We start from the raw sequence: 18676 nt of genomic DNA, 5'->3' as shown, positions 1-18676 counted from the left end.
TCCAACCTAGCGGGACGGGGCGACGAAGCCGACCCGCTGGTAGACATCGCGCAGCGTTGCCTCGGCGACCGAGCGCGCCTGCTCGGCGCCCTGGGCGAGTACCTGGCTCAGGTGGGCCTGGTCGTCGAGCAGCTCGAGCGTCTTCTCCCGGAACGGCGTCACGAAGGTCACGACCGCGTCCGCCAGGTCGCCCTTGAGTTCGCCGTACCCCTTGCCGGCGTACTCGTCGGCCAGTGCCTGCACCCCGGTGCCCGTGAGCGCCGAGAAGATCGTCAGCAGGTTGGAGACACCGGGCTTGGCCTCGGGGTCGAAGCGGATCTCGGCGTCGGAGTCGGTGACCGCGGAGCGGATCTTCTTGGCGCTGGCTGACGGCTGGTCGAGCATCTCGATGATGCCGGCCGGCGAGGAGGCCGACTTGGACATCTTCGACGTCGGGTCCTGCAGGTCGCCGATCTTCGCGGTGGCCTTGAGGATGTAGGGCTCGGGCAGGCGGAACGTCTTCTTGTAGCGATGGTTGAACCGCTGGGCGACGTCGCGCGTCAGCTCCAGGTGCTGACGCTGGTCCTCGCCGACCGGCACGTAGTGCGGTCGGTAGAGCAGGATGTCGGCGGCCTGGAGGATCGGGTAGGTGAACAGGCCGACCGAGGCGGCGCCCTCCCCTCCCTTGGCGGACTTGTCCTTGAACTGCGTCATCCGGCGGGCCTCGCCGAAGCCGGTCAAGCACTGCAGGACCCACGAGAGCTGGGCGTGCTCGGGGACCTGACTCTGGATGAAGATCGCCGAGCGGGCCGGGTCGACACCCATCGCGAGGAGCTGCGCGGCAGCGCGCAGGGTGCGCTCGCGCAGCACCTTGGGGTCCTGCTCGACGGTGATGGCGTGCAGGTCGGCGATGAAAAAGAACGGCTGGTGGTCGCGCTGCAGGTCGACCCACTGGCGCAGGGCGCCGAGGTAGTTGCCGAAGTGGAAGGAGTCGGCCGTCGGCTGGATGCCCGAGAGCACCCGAGGGCGAGCCCCACCGCCGGTGACGGTCGGGACGCTGACCTCGGGCTCGGTGGTCGCTGACATGGGCTGCATTCTTCCCGATGGCCTGGGAGGATCGGGACGTGCCTACCCATCTGACCTTCGACGAGCACCTCGCGGGCCTGCACGAAGCCACCCTGATGATGTCGCGCTACAGCGCAACGGCAGGCCTGGACGTGGACGTGCCACCGTGTCCGGAGTGGACCGTTCGGCGCCTCATCGGCCACCAGGGCATGATCCACCGTTGGTCGCGGGCCAACCTGCGCGACGAGACCCTCGACCAGGCGGCCACCGAGAAGGCTGGTCGCAGCAGCTCCGACCCGATCGAGTGGTTGCGCGACGGAGCGGTCGCGCTCGCCTCCACCCTGATCGAGACGCCCGAGGACGCCGAGCGCATGGTCTTCCTCCACGACGCCCCTCCGGCTCGTCTCTTCTGGGCGCGGCGCCAGCACCACGAGACCACGATGCATGGCGTGGACGCCCTGGCCGCCTCCCTGGGACGCCTCCCCCGCGCCGAGGAGACCTGGATCGGGGTGGAGGCCGCCCTCGACGGCATCGACGAGCTGCTGATGGGCTTCGTCCCTCGCTCGAAGTCGAAACTCCGCCTGGTCCCCGACGAGGACCCGGTGACGATCGCCGTACGCACCCCCGACGCCTCGCAGTCGTGGACCGTGCACGTCACCGAGGACGCGCCGGTCGCCGTACGACATGACGGGCCGGCGGAGGGCGACCTGGTCATCGAAGCGCCCGCCGTGGCGCTCCACCTGGCGCTGTGGCACCGCACCGAGGAGGTCGCCTCCGACGCCTGGCCGCTCTGGAGCCGCTCGGCGATCGGCTGACTCCGCTCAGCGGGACGGGCCGCGGATCACCACCCGGCGGGGAACCTCGCCGAGCCCGCGACCACCATCAGGCCGACCACGGCGGCCACGCCCGCCGCGACGAGCAGCTCCCGACCGACGTGCCGCCAGCGTGGGACCAGCACGAGGAGCACGCCAGCCAGCAGGACGGCGCCCGGCAGCACCAGGATCGCACCCGGTTGCTGGACCACCCCGACCGCAACGCCCACCACCAGGCCCAGGAGCAGCGCACGCCGCACTACGACCGGACGCTCGCCACGCGCGATCCCCACCACCGTCACCGCGCCCCCGGTGGCCAGCTGGTCGGGTGCCAGGACGCGCAGCAGCAGGATGATGCTGGCCGGGTCCGTGACCACCACGACGACCCGAAACCGGTCGCGCAGGGCGTGCTCCCGCACGGCGTGGTCCAGCTGATGGCCGCGGTCGACCTGCGGGGAGCGCACCGGCATCAGCAGCCGCTCCGCCTGCGCGGTGACCTGGAGGACGTCCACCACCCGTCGCGCCTCGGGCGTGGGCGGTGCGAGGACCACCGGATCCCTGCCCAGGTCGCGTCGCAGTCGCAGCAGGTCCGCCTCGGCCGTCGCCGTGCTGACCACGAGGATCCGCTGGTAGTCGGGCACGGTCGCGACGATAGCCGGGCGCACGGACCCGCACCGCGGGGTGTGGATCGAGTCGCTCGTCAGACGTAGGGTCACTACCCACGACTGCGAAGGAGAGCCCCATGGTTGACAGCCTTCCGATCCTGACGCTCCTGCCTCCCCTGGTGGCGATCGGGCTGGTCGTGGCCACCCGCAAGGTGCTCCTCAGCCTGGGGCTGGGGGTCCTTGCTGCCGCTCTGCTGATCGAGGACTTCTCGCCCTGGGGCACGATCAAGCAGGTCGCTGGAGCCTTCGGCGACCTGTTCTGGCTCGACGGCGAGGTCAACACCACGAAGGTCTACATCCTGATCTTCACGCTGATGCTGGGGGTGATCACCGCCTTCATCCTGATGTCCGGCGGCACCCGCGCCTTCGCCGACTGGGCCCAGGAGCGGATCAAGACCCGCCGGGGCGCCACCCTGCTGCCGGGGGTCCTCGGTCTCGCGATCTTCGTCGACGACTACTTCAACGCCCTGGCCGTGGGCCAGGTGAGCCGGCCCGTCACCGATACCCACCGGGTCTCGCGCGCCAAGCTGGCCTACATGGTCGACTCGACGTCGGCGCCGGTGGCCGTCCTGGTGCCCTTCTCGAGCTGGGGAGCCTTCATCCTCGGCCTCATCGGCACCGAGATCGCCGCATCGTCCCTGGACGTCACCGACGTCGGCGCCTTCATGCAGGCGGCCGGCGCCAACTACTACGCGTTCGCGGCTCTCCTCCTGGTCGCCGTGGTGGCCACTCGATCCCTCGATCTCGGGCCGATGCGGGCCGAGGAGCGACGAGCCATCATGGAGGGTGAGCTCTTCGACGCCGAGCAGGAGATCCCCGGGCAGCTGTCCGAGGACCTGCCCGTGCACCGCCCCGGGGCCAAGCTCGCGCTGATCATGCCCTTCGTGCTGCTGGTCGTTGGGGTCTTCGCCGGCATCGTCTGGACCGGCCAACGTGCGGCGGGCTCCTGGTCGGTGGTCGACATCCTCGCCGAGACCGACGTGACCTTCGCGCTGATCGTCGGCGGCGGGCTCGGCCTGGTGGCCGCGATCTACTACTACGTGCGCGACACGGCCGCCAACCCGAAGTTCGGCAAGGCGACGTTCGGGCGGGCATGGCTGGAGGGCGCGAAGTCGATGCTGCCGGCCATCAGCATCCTGATCCTGGCCTGGATGCTGGGAGCCCTCATCGAGACGCTGGGCACCGGCGAGTACCTCGGCGGGCTGATCGAGGACTCCTCGCTGTCGCCGTCCTGGCTGGTGCCGATCGTGTTCCTGCTCGCCGGTGCGATGGCCTTCGCGACGGGCACGTCGTGGGGCTCGTTCGGGCTTCTCATCCCGCTCGTCGGCGGCATCATCAACTCCCTCGATGCCCCCGAGCTGCTGCTCCCCGCGATCGGTGCCACTCTGGCCGGCGCGGTCGCCGGCGACCACGCCTCCCCCATCTCGGACACCACGATCCTCAGCTCCACGGGAGCCGGCTGCAACGTCATCACCCACGTCACCACCCAGCTGCCCTACGTGATGATCGCCGTCTTCTCCGCGGCCCTCGGGTACGTCGCGGTGGCCCTCGTCGGCTCCGTCGCCATCGGTGCCGCGATCACCCTGCTCGTCGCCGGCGCCATCGCCCTGGTCGCGTTGCGCGTCTACGGGCCCTCGGTCGCGGACTCCGAGATCCCGGAGCGTACGTCGCAGCCTGCGTGAAGTGGGTAGTCGGACCGGGACGAGGATGCTCTCCGCAATCCGTTTGCGGTGACGGCCTCCCCGTTGACAGGGTGCGCCCATGACGATCACCCCGCCGCCGGTGCCGACTCTGAGCGACGGCGACGTCGTGCTCCGCGCCCTCGGCGAGCAGGACGTCGAGGGGTGCTACGAGCAGTGCGTCGACCCGCTCTCGGTGCGCTGGACGACGGTGCCGACGCCGTTCAGCCGCGAGGACGCCCGCGAGTTCTGCCTCGAGATCGCCCCGGGTGCCTGGGCGGACGGGTCGCAGTGGATCTTCGCGGTCGAGACGCACGGACGGTACGCCGGCAACATCGCGCTGCGCGACGAGGGCCACGGCCGCGCCGAGATCGCGTACGGCGCGCACCCGGCTGCCCGGGGCACCGGGGCGATGGAGCGAGCGCTGCGGATGCTGATCGACTGGGGCTTCGCGGCGATGGGCGTGCAGACGGTGATCTGGCGCGCCAACGTCGGCAACTGGGCCTCGCGCAAGCTCGCCTGGCGCCTCGGCTTCACCCTGGACGGCACCCTGCGGCACTCGCAGGCCCACCGCGGCGAGCTCGTCGACGCGTGGGTCGGGACCCTGCTGGTCACCGACAAGCGTGAGCCCAAGGGTCGCTGGCTCACCATTCCCACGGTGGACGGCGAGAGCGTGCGGCTTCGACCGCTGACCGAGGCCGACGTCCCGCGCATCGTCGAGGCCTGCTCCGACGAGCGCACCCAGCACTGGCTGGGGCAGCTGCCCACGCCGTACGGCGCTGCCGACGCCCGCGAGTGGATGCGTCTCAACACCGAGGGACAGGCCAGGGGCACCAAGATCACGTGGGCGATCACCGGCCCACCACGTGACCGCGACGACACCCTCCTCGGCGCCATCAACATCTTCGACATCGCCGAGGTCGACTGCGAAGTCGGCTACTGGGCCCACCCCGACGCGCGCGGGCGCGGCATGATGAGCGCGGCGATGCGGCTCGCGACGGCGTACGCCTTCGACCACCTCGGCGTACGGCGGGTCCGCGCCTTCGCCGCGCTCGAGAACGCAGCGTCGCGCCACGTCATCGAGTCAGCGGGCCTGACCCAGACCGGGATCGAGCGGCTCGGGACCGTCCTGCGGACCGGTCCGGCCGACATGGCGCTCTACGACGTGCTGGTGGAGGAGTGGACCGCCAGGTCGTCGGCGTCCGAGGTGCGCTGAAGCGCCGCCGACCACAGCAGGATGCCGATCCCGAGCACCGACAGCGCCGCGCCCACCAACGGCGGCGCCCGGTAGCCGTACCCGACGGCGATGACGAGCCCGCCCAGCCAGGCGCCGAGTGCGTTGGCGACGTTGAGGGCGGCGTGGTTCATCGCGGCGCCGAGCGTGACGGCGTCCCCGGCCACGTCCATCAAGCGCAGCTGCAGGTTGACGACCATGACCGAACCGATCGCGGTCACGAGGAAGACGAACGGCAGCAGCCACCAGCCGTACGGCGCCACGGCCCAGAACGCGATCAGCACGACGGTCGTGGCCACACCCGCCCACACCAGCGAGCCCATCACCGACCACGACGCCAGCTCGCCGGCCACCCACGTGCCCGCGACCATGCCGAGCCCGAAGGCCATCAGGAACACCGGGACGGTCCCCTCCCCCAGCCGCGCGACGTCGGTGACGATCGGCGCGATGTAGGAGTAGACGGCGAAGAGCCCTCCGAACCCGACGGCGCCGGCCGCCATCGTCAGCCAGACCTGGCGGTTGCGGAAGAACGTGCCTGCCTCCTTGCGACCGGTCGCCTCGCGGTCGCCCGGTACCGAGGGCACGAAGGCCAGCACCATCGCGACCGCCACCAGCGCCACGAGGGCGGCGGAGACGTAGGCCGAGCGCCAGCCGAGGTTCTGCCCGATCCAGGTCGCGGCGGGCACCCCGACCACGTTGGCGAACGACAGCCCGAGCATCACCGACGCGATGGCGCGGCCGCGTTTGTCGGGCGGGGCGAGGCTGGCGGCGACCAGCGAGGCCACGCCGAAGTAGGCGCCGTGGGGCAGCCCGTCGAGGAAGCGGGCGGCGGTCAGCACCGCGAAGCCGGGAGCCGCGGCACTCACGACGTTGAACACGGCGTACGCCGCCATCAAGGCGACCAGCAGGCCGCGCCGCGGCAGCCGCGCACCGAAGAAGCTCAGCAGCGGCACCCCGACCACGACCCCGATGGCGTACGACGAGACCAGGTGGCCCGCCGTCGGCACCGAGACGTCCACGCCCTCGGCGATCTGCGGGAGCAGCCCCAGCGTCACGAACTCGGTCGTCCCGATCGCGAAGCCGCCGACGGCGAGCGCGAGCACCGCCAGCCCGAAGTGCGGGGCGCGCGGCTCCGAGCGGGCTGCACGACGATCGGCGGTGGAGGTCATAGGCACGTCATCCTGCAACCGCCCACCCTGCTGCACCTATTCCACGCAGGTGTGATCCTCCACCACCGGGTCCTCGACCAGCGGGCGCAGGTCGATCGGCTGCCCGTCCTTGGGGAAGGGCAGCGAGTGGTAGTCCATCGGCACGACGTACGACGGGTCGACCGACCAGCGGTAGCCCCGGAGCAGCTGGTGCAGGATCGTCTTGATCTCGGCACCGGCGAAGTAGAGCCCGATGCACTTGTGCACCCCGCCGCCGAACGGCTCCCACGCGTAGCGGTGCGACTTGTCCTCGCGACGCTCGGCCGAGAACCGCTCCGGGTCGAAGGAGCGCGGGTCGGTCCAGTGCTCCTCCATCAGGTGGGAGTACTGCACCCCGACGATGACGTCGGAGTCCTTCGGGATCGCGACGCCCTGCACGCTGGTGTCCTTGACCGTCTTGCGCACCAGGATGGTCACCGGCGCGACCAGACGCAGGCACTCCTTCATCACCAGGTCGACCGACTCGAGGCCCTCCAGCTCGGCGAGCGTCGGGTGCGGGCCGAGCGCCTGCGACTCCCGGCGACAACGCTCCTGCCACTCCGGGTGCTGGCCGAGGTACTGCAGCATCGTGGAGACGGTGATGGTGGAGGTGTCGTGGGCGGCCATCATCAGGAAGATCATGTGGTTGACGACGTCGTCGTCGCCGAACCGCTCGCCTTCGGGGGTCTCGATGTGGCAGAGCACCGAGAAGATGTCGCTGGTGCGGGTCGCCCGGCGTGCGGGCAGATAGTGGCGCAGGAAGTCCTCCAGCACCGCACGACCCGCGTAGGCCTTGCCCCAGCGGGTGAAGGGGACCCGGCCGCGCACGACCCCCGAGGCCGCCTGGACGCAGGCGATGAACGCCTGGTTGATCCGGTCCATCTCCTCTGGGCCGTGGTCCTCGGCGCCGCCCATGAAGATGTCGGCGGCGATGTCGAGGGTCAGCTGCTTGAGCGCCGGGTACGCGCGGAAGTCCTGCTGCGGCTGCCACGCGGCCAGCCCGCGCTCGATCGCCGGGCCCATGGACTCGGCGTACGACTCGAGGCGGTCGCGGGTGAAGGCCTCCTGCATGATCCGGCGGTGGCCGTGGTGCTCCTCGAAGTCGATCAGCATCAGGCCGCGAGTGAAGAACGGGCCGACGAGGCGGGTCCAGGCCGGGCCGTTGGCGAACGCCTTGTCCTTGTTGCGGAACGCCTCCTCGCACGCGTCGGGCCCGAGCAGGAGCACGGCCTTGGCGCCGAAGACGGGCAACCTCGAGACGGGGCCGTACGCCGTCCACTGGCGCTCCATCAGGGCGACGGGGTCCTTGAGGTAGTCGAGCAGCCGGCCGATCACGGGCAGGCCCTTGTCCTCGCGTCGTACGTCGGGGATGGGCCGCACCGTGGTCGTCATCCCCGCACTCTCATTCAGGAAGGGTGTCCTGTCAACCTTCTCGGGCAGGCCATGAGAGGCTCGGCGCGTGGCAGTGCAGTCAGGGGTCTACAAGGGCGTCAGCGCCGAGGACCGGGCCGCCGAGCGGCGCGCCCGGCTCCTCGAGGCGACCCTGTCGGTCTGGGCGGACCCGACGACCAGGACCACGATGACCGCGGTCTGCGCCGAGGCCGGACTCAGCGAGCGCTACTTCTACGAGAGCTTCCGCGGCCTCGACGAGGCCCTGACCGCCGTGCTGGACGACATCGCTCGCGAGATCGAGCAGGTGCGCGAGCGCGCCGTCGCCGACGCGGGCGACGAGCCGACCACGCGGGTGTACGCCGCCGTCGCCGCGTTCGTCGAGCTGCTGGTCGACGACCCGCGCAAGGGCCGGGTTGCGATCATCGAGGCGGGTGGCATGACACAGCTGCGCTCGCGCCGTACGGAGCTGCTGCGCCACTTCGCCCACCTGTCGGCCGAGGTGGCCGGGGAGCTGCTCGGCGAGCGGGCGGGCAACCCGCTGCAGGACGAGATCGCGGGGTTGATGTTCATCGGCGGCATGGCCGAGCTGGTCACCGCCTGGCTCGACGGAGCACTCGAGGCGACGCCGACCGAACTGGTCGACGCCGCCTCGCGAAGCTTCTTGGGGCTCTACACCCCGGCGGACGTCAGCCGCTGACGGCCTCGGCCAGGTTGCCGAGCGAGTCCTCCAGCGCCGACTCCGGCACCAGCGGGAAGCTGATCTTCTGCAGCAGCTCCGGATCGGTGACCTTGCTCCAGTCGTAGGTGAGCGTCACCTGCGTGGCGTCGGCGCCCTCGGCGTCGAGCTCCCACATCCACTCCCACCCCGGGGGCGGGGTGTCGGCGGGCGCGGTCTGCCAGGCGAGCAGCTTGTGCTCGTCGTAGCCGGTCACGTGGTTGTCGGTCTGGTAGTCACCACCCATGTGGTCACCGGACATGTTCATCCGGAACGTCTGGCCGTTCTCGGTGATCCGGTCGGTGCGGTCGTCGGAGATCACGAATCCCGAACCGTCCAGCTGGGGGTGCTTCTGCGGGTTGGAGAGCACGTCCCAGACCTGGCTCGTCGACGCGTCGATCGTGCGGGTCACGGAGATCTTCTTGTCGTCGGTCATGTCTTCGACCATGCCAAGGGATCGTGCAGGCTTCAACCAACCGTCGGGGTGACTTCAGGCCGCGGCGTCTCGTTCTGTGGCACACGCCGGGCACGGGTGGGCCTGACCAGACCACCCGAGCCGGTTCATCACCGCGCCGAGCTTGGCCGCCGTCGAGCAGGCCCGCTCGTGCGCCTGACCGAAGCCCAGCCTCACCGTCGCGGCTGCGCCGTCGACCGCTGCGTCCAGGTCACGCTCCAGGTCCCGGTCACGATCCTGGGTCGCGGTGTGGAACAAGCGACCGTCGAGCTCGACCTTCAGCCCGAGCTCGGGATGGTCGACATCGCGGTAGACACGACCTGAGGTGGCACGCGACGGCGCCTGGAGGCTTCCCTGCGGCAAACCGTGCGGGCGCACGACCCGCGACTGATAGCTGTGCTCGAGCACCGAGCACGTCCCCTCGGCGACGTCCGAGAGCACGGCCTCCAGCCACTCGCGCCGAGCGATCCGCTTGCGAGCTCGCAGGCGCCCGAGCAGCCGCGCGGCCGTCGTACGGCGGGCGCCGACCGCGTCGGCGAGGGTGGCGACGGCGTCGAGGTCGCTGCGCGCACCGGCTGCGACGTCGAGCACCGACTCGTCGTAGCGCACGCGGGGCGGCCCGGTGTTCCACTGGACGCGCCCGCCGAAGCCGGTCATCCGGTGCACCACGACCCCGGGTACGTCGTGCAACCTTCGCTCACCGTCAATGGCGACGTGGATCTGCCTCGTGGCCCGGTCGCGACGACCGGGCCCCTCAGCCGCTCGTAGGGCCGAGCCCAGGCAGAGCGCGGACGGCCAGGCGTGCAGCACCGCGGCCCAGGCGTGCTGCTGCCACGTCGGCGGTCCGTTGTGGTCGACGTAAACCCCGGGATGGAGCGGGACCAGATCTCCGCGTCGGACCAGCTTCGCCACGACGGTCGGGCTGAGCCCTTCGCCGATGAGCTGACGCCGTGCCACCACACCGTCCTGGTCCCGCTGCAGTCCTGAGAAGTCCACCACCTCATGGTCGCGGCGCCGGCGCGGACCGGCCACCCGCTCGGAGCGACCTGTGGACAACACCTATCCGGAGTCCGCGTTCAAGCAGGTTGATCGCGGATTCCGGATAGTGGGACGCGTCAGCAGAAGTCGCGTACGCCGCCGAGTGCCTGTGCGGGCTCAGCCCGCGAGGTGACCCCACTGGGGCGCCAGGTCCGTCCACGGCCCGACCGCAGCGATCTCGCCGTCGACCAGCACCACGACCCGGTCGGCCTGGGCCAGCGCCGACCGCTTCGAGGTCGCCCCCAGCACGGTGGTGCCGCGAGCACGGAGCGCCGCCCACAGCTCGACCTCGGTCGCGGCGTCCAGCGCGCTGGACACGTCGTCGGCCACCAGCAGCTCGGCATCGGCGGCGAGCGCGCGCGCCAGCGCGAGGCGCTGCACCTGCCCACCCGACAGTCGTACGCCGCGGTGCCCGACCACCGAGTCGATCCCGCCGGCGTCGTCGACGTCACGACCCATCCGAGCGTCCTCGACCGCGGCCTCGGTCGGCCGGTCGTGACCGAGCCGGATGTTGTCGGAGAAGGTGCCGGAGAGCACGCGCGGCACCTGAGCCACATAGGCCACCTGGCCGGGGCGGAGGAACTCCTGCGCGTCGGCGATCTCGACGTCGTTCCACCGCATCGAGCCGGTGTGGTCGACCAGGCCCGCGAGTGAGGCGAGCAGGCTCGACTTGCCCGAGCCGACCTGACCGAGCAGCAGCACGAGCTCGCCCGCCTCGACGGTCAGGTCGACGCCGGTCGCACCGATCGTGCCGTCCTCGTGGATCGCCTCGACGTCCCTCAGCTCCAGACGCTGCAGCGGCACCCGAGCGGCCGGGAGCGGGTCGGGCGCCGTGCCGGCCACGAGGTCGACGTCGCTGGGGAGCGCCATCAGGTCGCCGCCGCCCGCGAAGGCGGTGGTGGCGAGCTGCCACGAGCGCGTGCCCGGCGCCTCGGTGATCACCGAGCCCGCGACCCGGCCGAACCAGTCGAAGCCGTTGACCGCGGAGGCCACGAGCAGCGCCGTGGCCAACCCCCAGCCGCCGAGGAAGTAGGTCGCCCACGCGGCCACGACTCCGCACTGGACCATCACGATCGGCACGCCGTCGAGGACCGCCTGGACCCGGTGCTCGAAGACCGCGGCCTCGACCCGTCCACCGTCGACCCGCCGCAGGTGCCGGTGGACGTCTGGGGTCGCGGCGGCCAGCTTGACCGTGCGCGCCGACTCGAGGGCCGAGACCAGCGCCCGACCGAAGCCGGCGCGCGCCGCGGAGGCCTCCGACGCCGAGCGCCCCGCGATCGGACGGCCCACGGTGGAGGCGAGGGCGGACCCGACCATCACGGCGAGGAGAACGCTGCCGGCGAGCAGGCTCCAGCCGGCGATCGCCGTGACCACGACGATGACCAGGCCGGTGCCGAAGTCGATCCAGCGGTCGGCGTAGCGGGCGAACCGGTCGGCGTCCATCGAGCGCGCCACGACCTCGCCGGGAGGCGTGCGCACCAGCCGGTGCTGCTCGGTCTGCCCGAGGAGCACCGACATGCGGGCGCGCAACATCACCGCGATCCACCAGCGCGGGTAGCGGCGGATCGCCGAGGCCAGCACCAGCGGCGCTGCGATCAGCGAGGCGACCAGGGCACCCGACAGCACCCAGGGCGTGCCGCCGTTCTGGAGGTCCTCGACCAGGCGACCCCACACGAAGCCGGTCAGCGCCCCGAAGGCACCGAACAGTGCCGCCGCCACGAAGAACCCGACGGCAACGACACCCCACTCGGGGTGGACCAGCAGGGCGTTGGTGATGCCGCGGGCGAGGCTGACGGACTCGCGGACCTCGGGCGCGGCCGGAGGCGTGCCGGCGCGCCGTACGCCGCCGACCTGGGCGGCGCCGGTCGTCTCGCCGTCGGGCCCCGTCTCGCCCTCTCCCTCGGCCTCGTCGGCGATCTCCTCGATCTCGACACCTGCCTCGAGGAGGTCGCGGAAGGGTCCCTCGGTGACCGCGAGCTGGGTCCGAGGACCCTGCTGGATCACGGCGCCGGCCTCGAGGACCGCGACGGAGTCGGCGCGCGCCACGGTCGAGAGGCGGTGGGCGATGAGGATGCCGGTGCGCCCGGCGAGCAGCCGGTCGGCGGCGCGCACGACCAGGGCCTCGGTGAGCGGGTCCATCCGGGCGGTCGCCTCGTCGAGGACCACCACGGACACCTCGCGCACGAGGAGCCGGGCGAAGGAGACCAGCTGCGCCTCCCCGGACGACAGGGTCGTGCCGCCGGGCCCGAGGAGCGTGTCGAGGCCCGAGGAGAGCCCGGCGACCCAGTCGGTCAGGCCGAGCTCGGTCACCGCCGCCTCCACCCGCTCGCGCGGCAGGTCGGCGAAGAGGGTGATGTTGTCGGCGAGGGTGCCGGCGAGGATCTCGGTGCGCTGGGTGACGACGCCCACCGAGGCGCGCAGCTGCTGGAGATCGAAGTCGAGCACGTCGACGCCCCCGACCAGGACGCTCCCCCGCTCGGGCTCCATGGCGCGCGAGACCAGCGAGGCCAGGGTGGACTTGCCGGAGCCGGTGCGCCCCACGAGCGCGCAGGTGCGGCCGGCCGGGACGAGCAGGTCTACGCCGCGCAGCGCGAAGGACCCCTGCTCGTAGGAGAAGTGCAGGTCACGCAGCTCGACGTCGAGCGAACCCTCGGGCACCGGGTGCCCGCCGTCGGGCTCGGGCTCGGTCTCGAGCAGCTGGCGCAGCCGCAGGATCGCCCCGAGCCCGGCCTGCAGGTCGGGCAGCCACTGGGTCAGGTGGTTGATCTGGCCGACGAACGTCGAGGTCACCAGGAAGAGCGTGACGAGCCGCGCCACGGAGAGGTTGTCGTTGACCACCAGGGCGATCCCGGCGAGGGCCGTGCCGGCAAGCAGCGCGTGCAGCAGGACCCCGGCGCGCCGGGTGACCTGCACCTCGAGCACCAGGACCCGGTCGAAGAGATGGTGGACCCGCGCCGACAGCTCGGCGAGACGTCGTACGACGTGCGCCTGGCCGAGGCTCGTGCGCAGGTCGTCGCGGCCGGCGACGCCCTCCTCGAGCGCGGCGGCGTGATCGGTCCAGGCGATCTCCTCCTCGATCTTGCGCGTCGCGATCTCGGGGAGCAGCGGGCGCACCGCGGCCACGGCCGCGAACCCGAAGGCGGGGAAGAGGATCCAGGCCGGCCACCACGTGAGCCCGGCCACGATCCACATCGGGATCGTGGCGAAGGCGGTCCGCAGCACCTCCCACACCTGGCGTCGCACCAGGCTGCCGACCTCCCAGGTGTCGTCGTCGACCCGGTCGAGCACCTCACCCACGGCCTGCTCGGAGAGCTGGGCGAGGGGCTGGTGCAGGGCAGCGGTGAGCAGGTCGGCGCGCAGGGCTCCCTCGGCCCGGTCGCAGATCGCCGCCCAGACCGTGCGGCCCGCGGTGTCGAGCACCGCGGCCCCGACCACGCACAGGGCCAGCAGCCAGACCAGCTTCTCGGTCGGATCCTCGGCCAGCCGGCCGGCCACGACCGTGCCGAGGACCGTCCCGAGCGCGCCGATCGCCGAGGCGGTCAGGGCCACCACCGTCGACGGGCCACGCAGGCGTCTCAGCGAGACCTGGCGGGCGGGATCGTCGGTCACGGCGCGCGAGACCGGCCCGCCCTCGGGGGAGGACGGGCCGGTCTCGGTCACGCGTTGGTCAGTGGTGGTCATCGGGACGGACGCTATGTCGTCGCACCGACACCGCGCACCTCAATTACAGGGCGGCGAGCGCCTCGTTGAGCGTCGCCGAGGGACGCATGACGGCGTCGGACTTGGCGTCGTCGGGCCGGTAGTAGCCACCGATGTCGGCCGGGCTGCCCTGGACGGCGTTGAGCTCGCCCACGATGGTGTCCTCGGCGGCGGTCAGCTTCTCGGCGAACGGCTTGAAGACCGCGGCCAGGTCGGCGTCCTCGGTCTGCTTCGCGATCTCCTGGGCCCAGTACATCGCCAGGTAGAAGTGCGAGCCGCGGTTGTCGATGCCACCGATCTTGCGGGTCGGCGACTTGTCCTCGAGCAGGAACGTCGCGGTGGCGGCGTCGAGGGTGTCGGCGAGCACCTGGGCACCCTTGTTGTCGGCGTAGCCGGCGAGGTGCTCGAAGGAGGCGGCGAGCGCGAAGAACTCGCCCAGGCTGTCCCAGCGCAGGTAGTTCTCGTTGACGAGCTGCTGCACGTGCTTGGGCGCCGAGCCGCCGGCGCCGGTCTCGAAGAGGCCACCGCCGTTCATCAGCGGCACGATCGAGAGCATCTTCGCCGACGTGCCGACCTCGAGGATCGGGAAGAGGTCGGTGTTGTAGTCGCGCAGCACGTTGCCGGTGACCGAGATGGTGTCCTCACCCTTGCGGATCCGCTCGAGCGAGTAGGCGCAGGCCTCGGCGGGCGCCATGATCTCGATGGTCAGGCCGTCGGTGTCGTGCTCCTTGAGGTACTCGGTGACCAGGCCGATCAGGTTGGCGTCGTGGGCGCGGGTCTCGTCGAGCCAGAAGATCGCCGGCGTCTGCGAGGCGCGGGCGCGGGTGACGGCGAGCTTGACCCAGTCGCGGATCGGGGCGTCCTTGGTCTGGCAGGCACGCCAGATGTCGCCGGGCTCGACGTCGTGCGCCATCAGCACGTCGCCGGCGCCGCTGCGGACCTCGACACGACCGGCGGCGGGCACCTCGAAGGTCTTGTCGTGCGAGCCGTACTCCTCGGCCGCCTTGGCCATCAGCCCGACGTTGGGCACCGAGCCCATGGTGGCCGGGTCGAAGGCGCCGTGGGCGCGGCAGTCGTCGATGACGGTCTGGTAGACGCCGGCGTAGGAGGAGTCGGGGATGACCGCCAGGCAGTCGTCCTCGTTGCCGTCGGGGCCCCACATGTGACCCGACGTGCGGATCATGGCGGGCATGGAGGCGTCGATGATGACGTCGGAGGGCACGTGCAGGTTGGTGATGCCCTTGCGGTCGTCGACCATTGCCATCCGCGGACCGTCGGCGAGACCCTGCTTGACCGAGGCGGCGATCGCGTCGCCGTCGGGCAGGTCGGCCACGCTGGACATCAGCGCACCGAGGCCGTCGTTGGGCGAGATGCCTGCGGCGGCGAGCTGCTCGCCGTACTGCTCGAAGAGCGTGGGGAAGAACGCCTGGACGGCGTGACCGAAGATGATCGGGTCGGAGACCTTCATCATCGTCGCCTTGAGGTGCACCGAGAACAGCACGTCCTCGGCCTTGGCGCGCGCGATCTGCTCGGTGAGGAAGCGACGCAGCGCCGCGACGTTCATGAACGTGCCGTCGACGACCTCGCCGGCCAGGACCTTGACGGCGTCCTTGAGCACGGTCTCGGTGCCGTCGGCACCCACGTGGACGATGGAGAGAGTGTCGTCGGCCTCGACGATCACCGACTTCTCGTTGCTGCGGAAGTCGTCCTTGCCCATGGTCGCGACGTTGGTCTTCGACTCGGAGGTCCAGGCACCCATCCGGTGGGGGTACTGCTTGGCGTAGCCCTTGACCGCGGCGGGCGCCCGGCGGTCGGAGTTGCCCTCGCGCAGGACGGGGTTGACCGCGGAGCCCTTGGTCTTGTCGTACGCCGCGCGGACCGCCTTCTCCTCGTCGGTCTGGGGGTTCTCCGGGTAGTCGGGCAGGTCGTAGCCCTGCCCCTGGAGCTCCTTGATCGCGGCCTTGAGCTGCGGGATCGAGGCCGAGACGTTGGGCAGCTTGATGATGTTGGCCTCGGGCTTGGTGGCCAGCTCGCCCAGCTCGGCGAGGTGGTCGGCCACCTTCTGCTCGTCGGTCATCCGCTCGGGGAACTGGCTGATGATGCGCCCGGCCAGCGAGATGTCACGGGTCTCGACGTCCACGCCGGCCTTCGCGGCGTAGGCGGAGATGATCGGCAGGAAGGAGTACGTCGCCAGCAGCGGCGCCTCGTCGGTATGCGTGTAGATGATCTTTGCCGGGGTTGCAGCCATGTCTGATGTCACTCCTGGTGTGGATCTGAGTGGACCTACGCGGAAAATCGTCTTGACGTCAAGATACCTGACGGGCCCGACAGGCCCGCACCCCGGCAGCCTTGCACCCCGGACCGTTCCCGGCAAAGCACTAGGGTGCGATGCGTCCAGAGGTTCGACACGAGGTTTCGACCCCCACCCCGAAGGGCAGAGAGCGGCTCATGAGCGACGTAGCGGCAGAGACCACCGACCCCACCGCCACCCCACCGACCCCGGTCCAGCGGCTGGCAGCCGAAGGCCTCGGCGCCGCGGTGCTGGTCTTCTTCGGCCTCGGGGGTGGCCTGAACGGGCTCGCCTTCGGGGTGACGCTCTTCGCCCTGCTGATGGCCTTCGGTCGGATCTCCGGGGGGCACTTCAACCCCGCTGTCTCGGTCGGAGCCGCGATGGCGGGCCGCCTGTCGTGGAAGGACGCCGGCCTCTACTCCGCCGTCCAGGTGGCCGGAGGCATCGCCGGAGGCATCGCCGTGCTCCTGGTCGCGCTGACCAACGGCGGTGGCTACGACTTCGGCGAGCCTCTGGGCTCCCCGAGCTTCGGCGACCAGGGCCGCATCGACCTCGTCGGGGCGCTGCTCCTCGAGCTGGTCGTCGCCACGATCTTCGTCTTCCTCGTGCTGGCCATCACCGACAGGCGCAGCGAGAACGCGTTGCTCGCCCCGCTGGCCATCGGGCTCGCGTTCGCCGGGGTCGGCTACGTCCTGCTCGGGGCCACCGGCTCGGTCGTCAACCCGGCGGTGGCACTCTCCACGGTGTTCTTCTCCGGCGGGGACGCGATCCTCCAGGCGTGGCTCTTCGTGCTCGTCCCGGTCGTCGGCGCCGCAGCCGCTGGTCTGCTGCACCCCGTGATCTTCGGCCGTGACGCCGAGCCCGTCCCCGGCTCGGGGCTCAACCTCTCGTCCGGCTCGTCCTCGACCGCTCAGGGCGGCTATGCCGGACAGTGGAACCAGCAGGCCTACGGCCAGCAGGGCTACGCCCAGCCGGGGCAGCAGAGCTACAGCCAGGAGCAGCCGATCATCCAGGACGGCTGGCAGTGGGACCCGCAGGCCCAGCAGTGGATCCCTGCCCAGCAGCAGGCCCCGGCACCGCCGGCATCACCCCAGCAGCAGACGGGGCAGGGCTGGGCGCAGCCGTCCGGCGAGACCGACGGTCGCACCCAGGTCCGCCCGCCGGAGTAGCAGGTCACGCTGCTAGCGTCGAGGCGCCCAGACACAGCCACTCAACACTTTCAGGGAGTCCTGCCGTGAGCTCTGCTCCGCTCAAGATCGCCGTCACCGGCGCCGCCGGCCAGATCGGCTACAGCCTGCTGTTCCGCCTCGCGAGCGGAGCCCTGCTCGGCGACCGCCCGATCGAGCTCCGTCTGCTCGAGATCACGCCGGCCCTGAAGGCGCTCGAGGGCGTCGTCATGGAGCTCGACGACTGTGCGTTCCCCGGCCTGGCCGGGGTCGAGATCGGTGACGACGCGGAGAAGATCTTCGACGGCGTCAACCTCGCCCTGCTCGTCGGTGCCCGCCCCCGCGGCCCGGGCATGGAGCGTGGCGACCTGCTGAGCGCCAACGGCGCGATCTTCACCGCTCAGGGCAAGGCCCTCAACAGCGTGGCCGCTGACGACGTCCGCATCGGTGTCACCGGCAACCCGGCCAACACCAACGCGCTCATCGCGATGACCAACGCGCCCGACATCCCCAACGAGCGGTTCTCGGCACTGACCCGCCTCGACCACAACCGGGCGATCTCGCAGCTGGCGGCCAAGACCGGAGCTCCGGTGACCGACATCAAGAAGATGACGATCTGGGGCAACCACTCCGCCACCCAGTACCCCGACCTCTTCCACGCCGAGGTCGCCGGCAAGAACGCCGCCGAGGCCGTGGGTGACCAGGACTGGCTCGAGAACACCTTCATCCCGACCGTCGCCAAGCGCGGTGCCGCGATCATCGAGGCGCGCGGCTCCTCCTCGGCGGCCTCCGCCGCCTCCGCAACCGTCGACGCCGCCCGCGACTGGCTGCTCGGCTCCGCCGCCGACGACTGGGTCTCGATGGCCGTCGTCTCCGACGGGTCCTACGACGTCCCCGAGGGGCTGATCTCCTCCTTCCCCGTCACCACCAAGGACGGCGACTGGGAGATCGTCCAGGGCCTCGAGATCGACGACTTCTCGCGCGCCAGGATCGACGCCTCCACCTCGGAGCTGGCCGACGAGCGCGCCGCCGTCACGGAGCTCGGCCTGATCTGAGCCCCACCCGCACCTGCCCGACGCCGAACGGCCCCCACCACCCGCGGGGTTGCGGCCGGTTCGCGGCGTGGTCGGGGGAGGGAGGGTGGTGCAAATTGTCCGCTGTTGTGGGCTACCCCTCCTCTGAGCATCAACAAGTCGTGTTTGTAATAGGCAGGTTAATTAGAAAATGAACACTTGAAATTCAGTTTCTTTTCGGAGGTTTGGTGCAAATCCTATTATGGACAGGATTTCGGAGTCCACATA

At 70.9% G+C, this 18676-nt stretch carries 14 protein-coding genes; 6 read left to right on the top strand and 8 right to left on the bottom strand.

Going from position 1 to position 18676, the window contains the following annotated elements; translation table 11 throughout:
- Positions 1–6: 6 nt before the first annotated feature.
- Positions 7–1065: a tryptophan--tRNA ligase gene (gene trpS / locus Q1K33_RS13880; RefSeq protein ID WP_300404940.1), complete on the bottom strand. Its 1059-nt coding sequence runs from the start codon at positions 1063–1065 to the stop codon at positions 7–9.
- Between the two features lie 38 nt (positions 1066–1103).
- Here trpS and Q1K33_RS13875 point away from each other — a divergent pair, with 38 nt between their 5' ends.
- Complete coding sequence (locus Q1K33_RS13875) at positions 1104–1859, top strand: maleylpyruvate isomerase family mycothiol-dependent enzyme (RefSeq protein ID WP_300404938.1); 756 nt, start codon at positions 1104–1106, stop codon at positions 1857–1859.
- 26 nt (positions 1860–1885) lie between these two features.
- Here Q1K33_RS13875 and Q1K33_RS13870 read toward each other — a convergent pair whose 3' ends face one another.
- Complete coding sequence (locus Q1K33_RS13870) at positions 1886–2497, bottom strand: hypothetical protein (protein WP_300404936.1); 612 nt, start codon at positions 2495–2497, stop codon at positions 1886–1888.
- Between the two features lie 101 nt (positions 2498–2598).
- Between Q1K33_RS13870 and Q1K33_RS13865 the strand changes: the two genes are divergently transcribed.
- Both Q1K33_RS13865 and Q1K33_RS13860 read left to right on the top strand, forming a co-directional pair.
- Positions 2599–4203, top strand: a complete 1605-nt coding sequence (locus Q1K33_RS13865) for a Na+/H+ antiporter NhaC family protein (RefSeq protein WP_300404934.1) — start codon at positions 2599–2601, stop codon at positions 4201–4203.
- A gap of 79 nt (positions 4204–4282) precedes the next feature.
- Complete coding sequence (locus Q1K33_RS13860; RefSeq protein ID WP_300404932.1) at positions 4283–5416, top strand: GNAT family N-acetyltransferase; 1134 nt, start codon at positions 4283–4285, stop codon at positions 5414–5416.
- On the opposite strand, the gene Q1K33_RS13855 is transcribed toward Q1K33_RS13860, so the two are convergent.
- Together Q1K33_RS13855 and Q1K33_RS13850 are read right to left on the bottom strand one after the other, a co-directional pair.
- Entirely contained in the window at positions 5359–6603 is a 1245-nt protein-coding gene (locus tag Q1K33_RS13855) for an MFS transporter (protein ID WP_300404930.1), read from the bottom strand. The two genes, Q1K33_RS13860 and Q1K33_RS13855, sit on opposite strands and share 58 nt — an antisense overlap.
- 36 nt (positions 6604–6639) lie before the next feature.
- The gene (locus Q1K33_RS13850) at positions 6640–8013 is read right to left on the bottom strand and encodes a cytochrome P450 (RefSeq protein WP_300404928.1); all 1374 of its coding nucleotides are present in this window, start codon (positions 8011–8013) and stop codon (positions 6640–6642) included.
- Positions 8014–8080: 67 nt separating this feature from the next.
- Here Q1K33_RS13850 and Q1K33_RS13845 point away from each other — a divergent pair, with 67 nt between their 5' ends.
- Entirely contained in the window at positions 8081–8710 is a 630-nt protein-coding gene (locus Q1K33_RS13845) for a TetR/AcrR family transcriptional regulator (protein ID WP_300404926.1), read from the top strand.
- On the opposite strand, the gene Q1K33_RS13840 is transcribed toward Q1K33_RS13845, so the two are convergent.
- The 4 genes from Q1K33_RS13840 to Q1K33_RS13825 form a co-directional block, all read right to left on the bottom strand.
- Positions 8700–9164, bottom strand: a complete 465-nt coding sequence (locus Q1K33_RS13840; protein ID WP_300404924.1) for an SRPBCC family protein — start codon at positions 9162–9164, stop codon at positions 8700–8702. The two genes, Q1K33_RS13845 and Q1K33_RS13840, sit on opposite strands and share 11 nt — an antisense overlap.
- Positions 9165–9218: 54 nt before the next feature.
- Positions 9219–10178, bottom strand: coding sequence for a type IV toxin-antitoxin system AbiEi family antitoxin domain-containing protein (locus tag Q1K33_RS13835; protein WP_300404922.1), 960 nt, complete (start codon positions 10176–10178; stop codon positions 9219–9221).
- A 159-nt stretch (positions 10179–10337) separates the two neighbouring features.
- Positions 10338–13901 (bottom strand): ABC transporter ATP-binding protein, encoded by a 3564-nt coding sequence (locus Q1K33_RS13830; RefSeq protein WP_300404920.1) that lies wholly within the window; start codon positions 13899–13901, stop codon positions 10338–10340.
- 43 nt (positions 13902–13944) lie between these two features.
- On the bottom strand, positions 13945–16167 hold the full coding sequence (locus Q1K33_RS13825; protein ID WP_300404918.1) for an NADP-dependent isocitrate dehydrogenase: 2223 nt from the start codon (positions 16165–16167) through the stop codon (positions 13945–13947).
- Positions 16168–16367: 200 nt separating this feature from the next.
- Here Q1K33_RS13825 and Q1K33_RS13820 point away from each other — a divergent pair, with 200 nt between their 5' ends.
- Both Q1K33_RS13820 and Q1K33_RS13815 read left to right on the top strand, forming a co-directional pair.
- A complete protein-coding gene (locus Q1K33_RS13820) occupies positions 16368–17378 on the top strand; it encodes an aquaporin (RefSeq protein ID WP_300404916.1) in 1011 nt (336 codons plus the stop codon).
- Between the two features lie 65 nt (positions 17379–17443).
- Entirely contained in the window at positions 17444–18430 is a 987-nt protein-coding gene (locus Q1K33_RS13815) for a malate dehydrogenase (protein ID WP_300404914.1), read from the top strand.
- The last annotated feature ends 246 nt before the right edge of the window (positions 18431–18676 follow it).

The organism is Nocardioides sp. (assembly GCF_029937575.1).
Taxonomy (GTDB): Bacteria; Actinomycetota; Actinomycetes; order Propionibacteriales; family Nocardioidaceae; genus Nocardioides.
The sequence above is the reverse complement of the archived record's forward strand: the minus strand, read 5'-3'. Positions and strand labels throughout refer to the sequence as shown.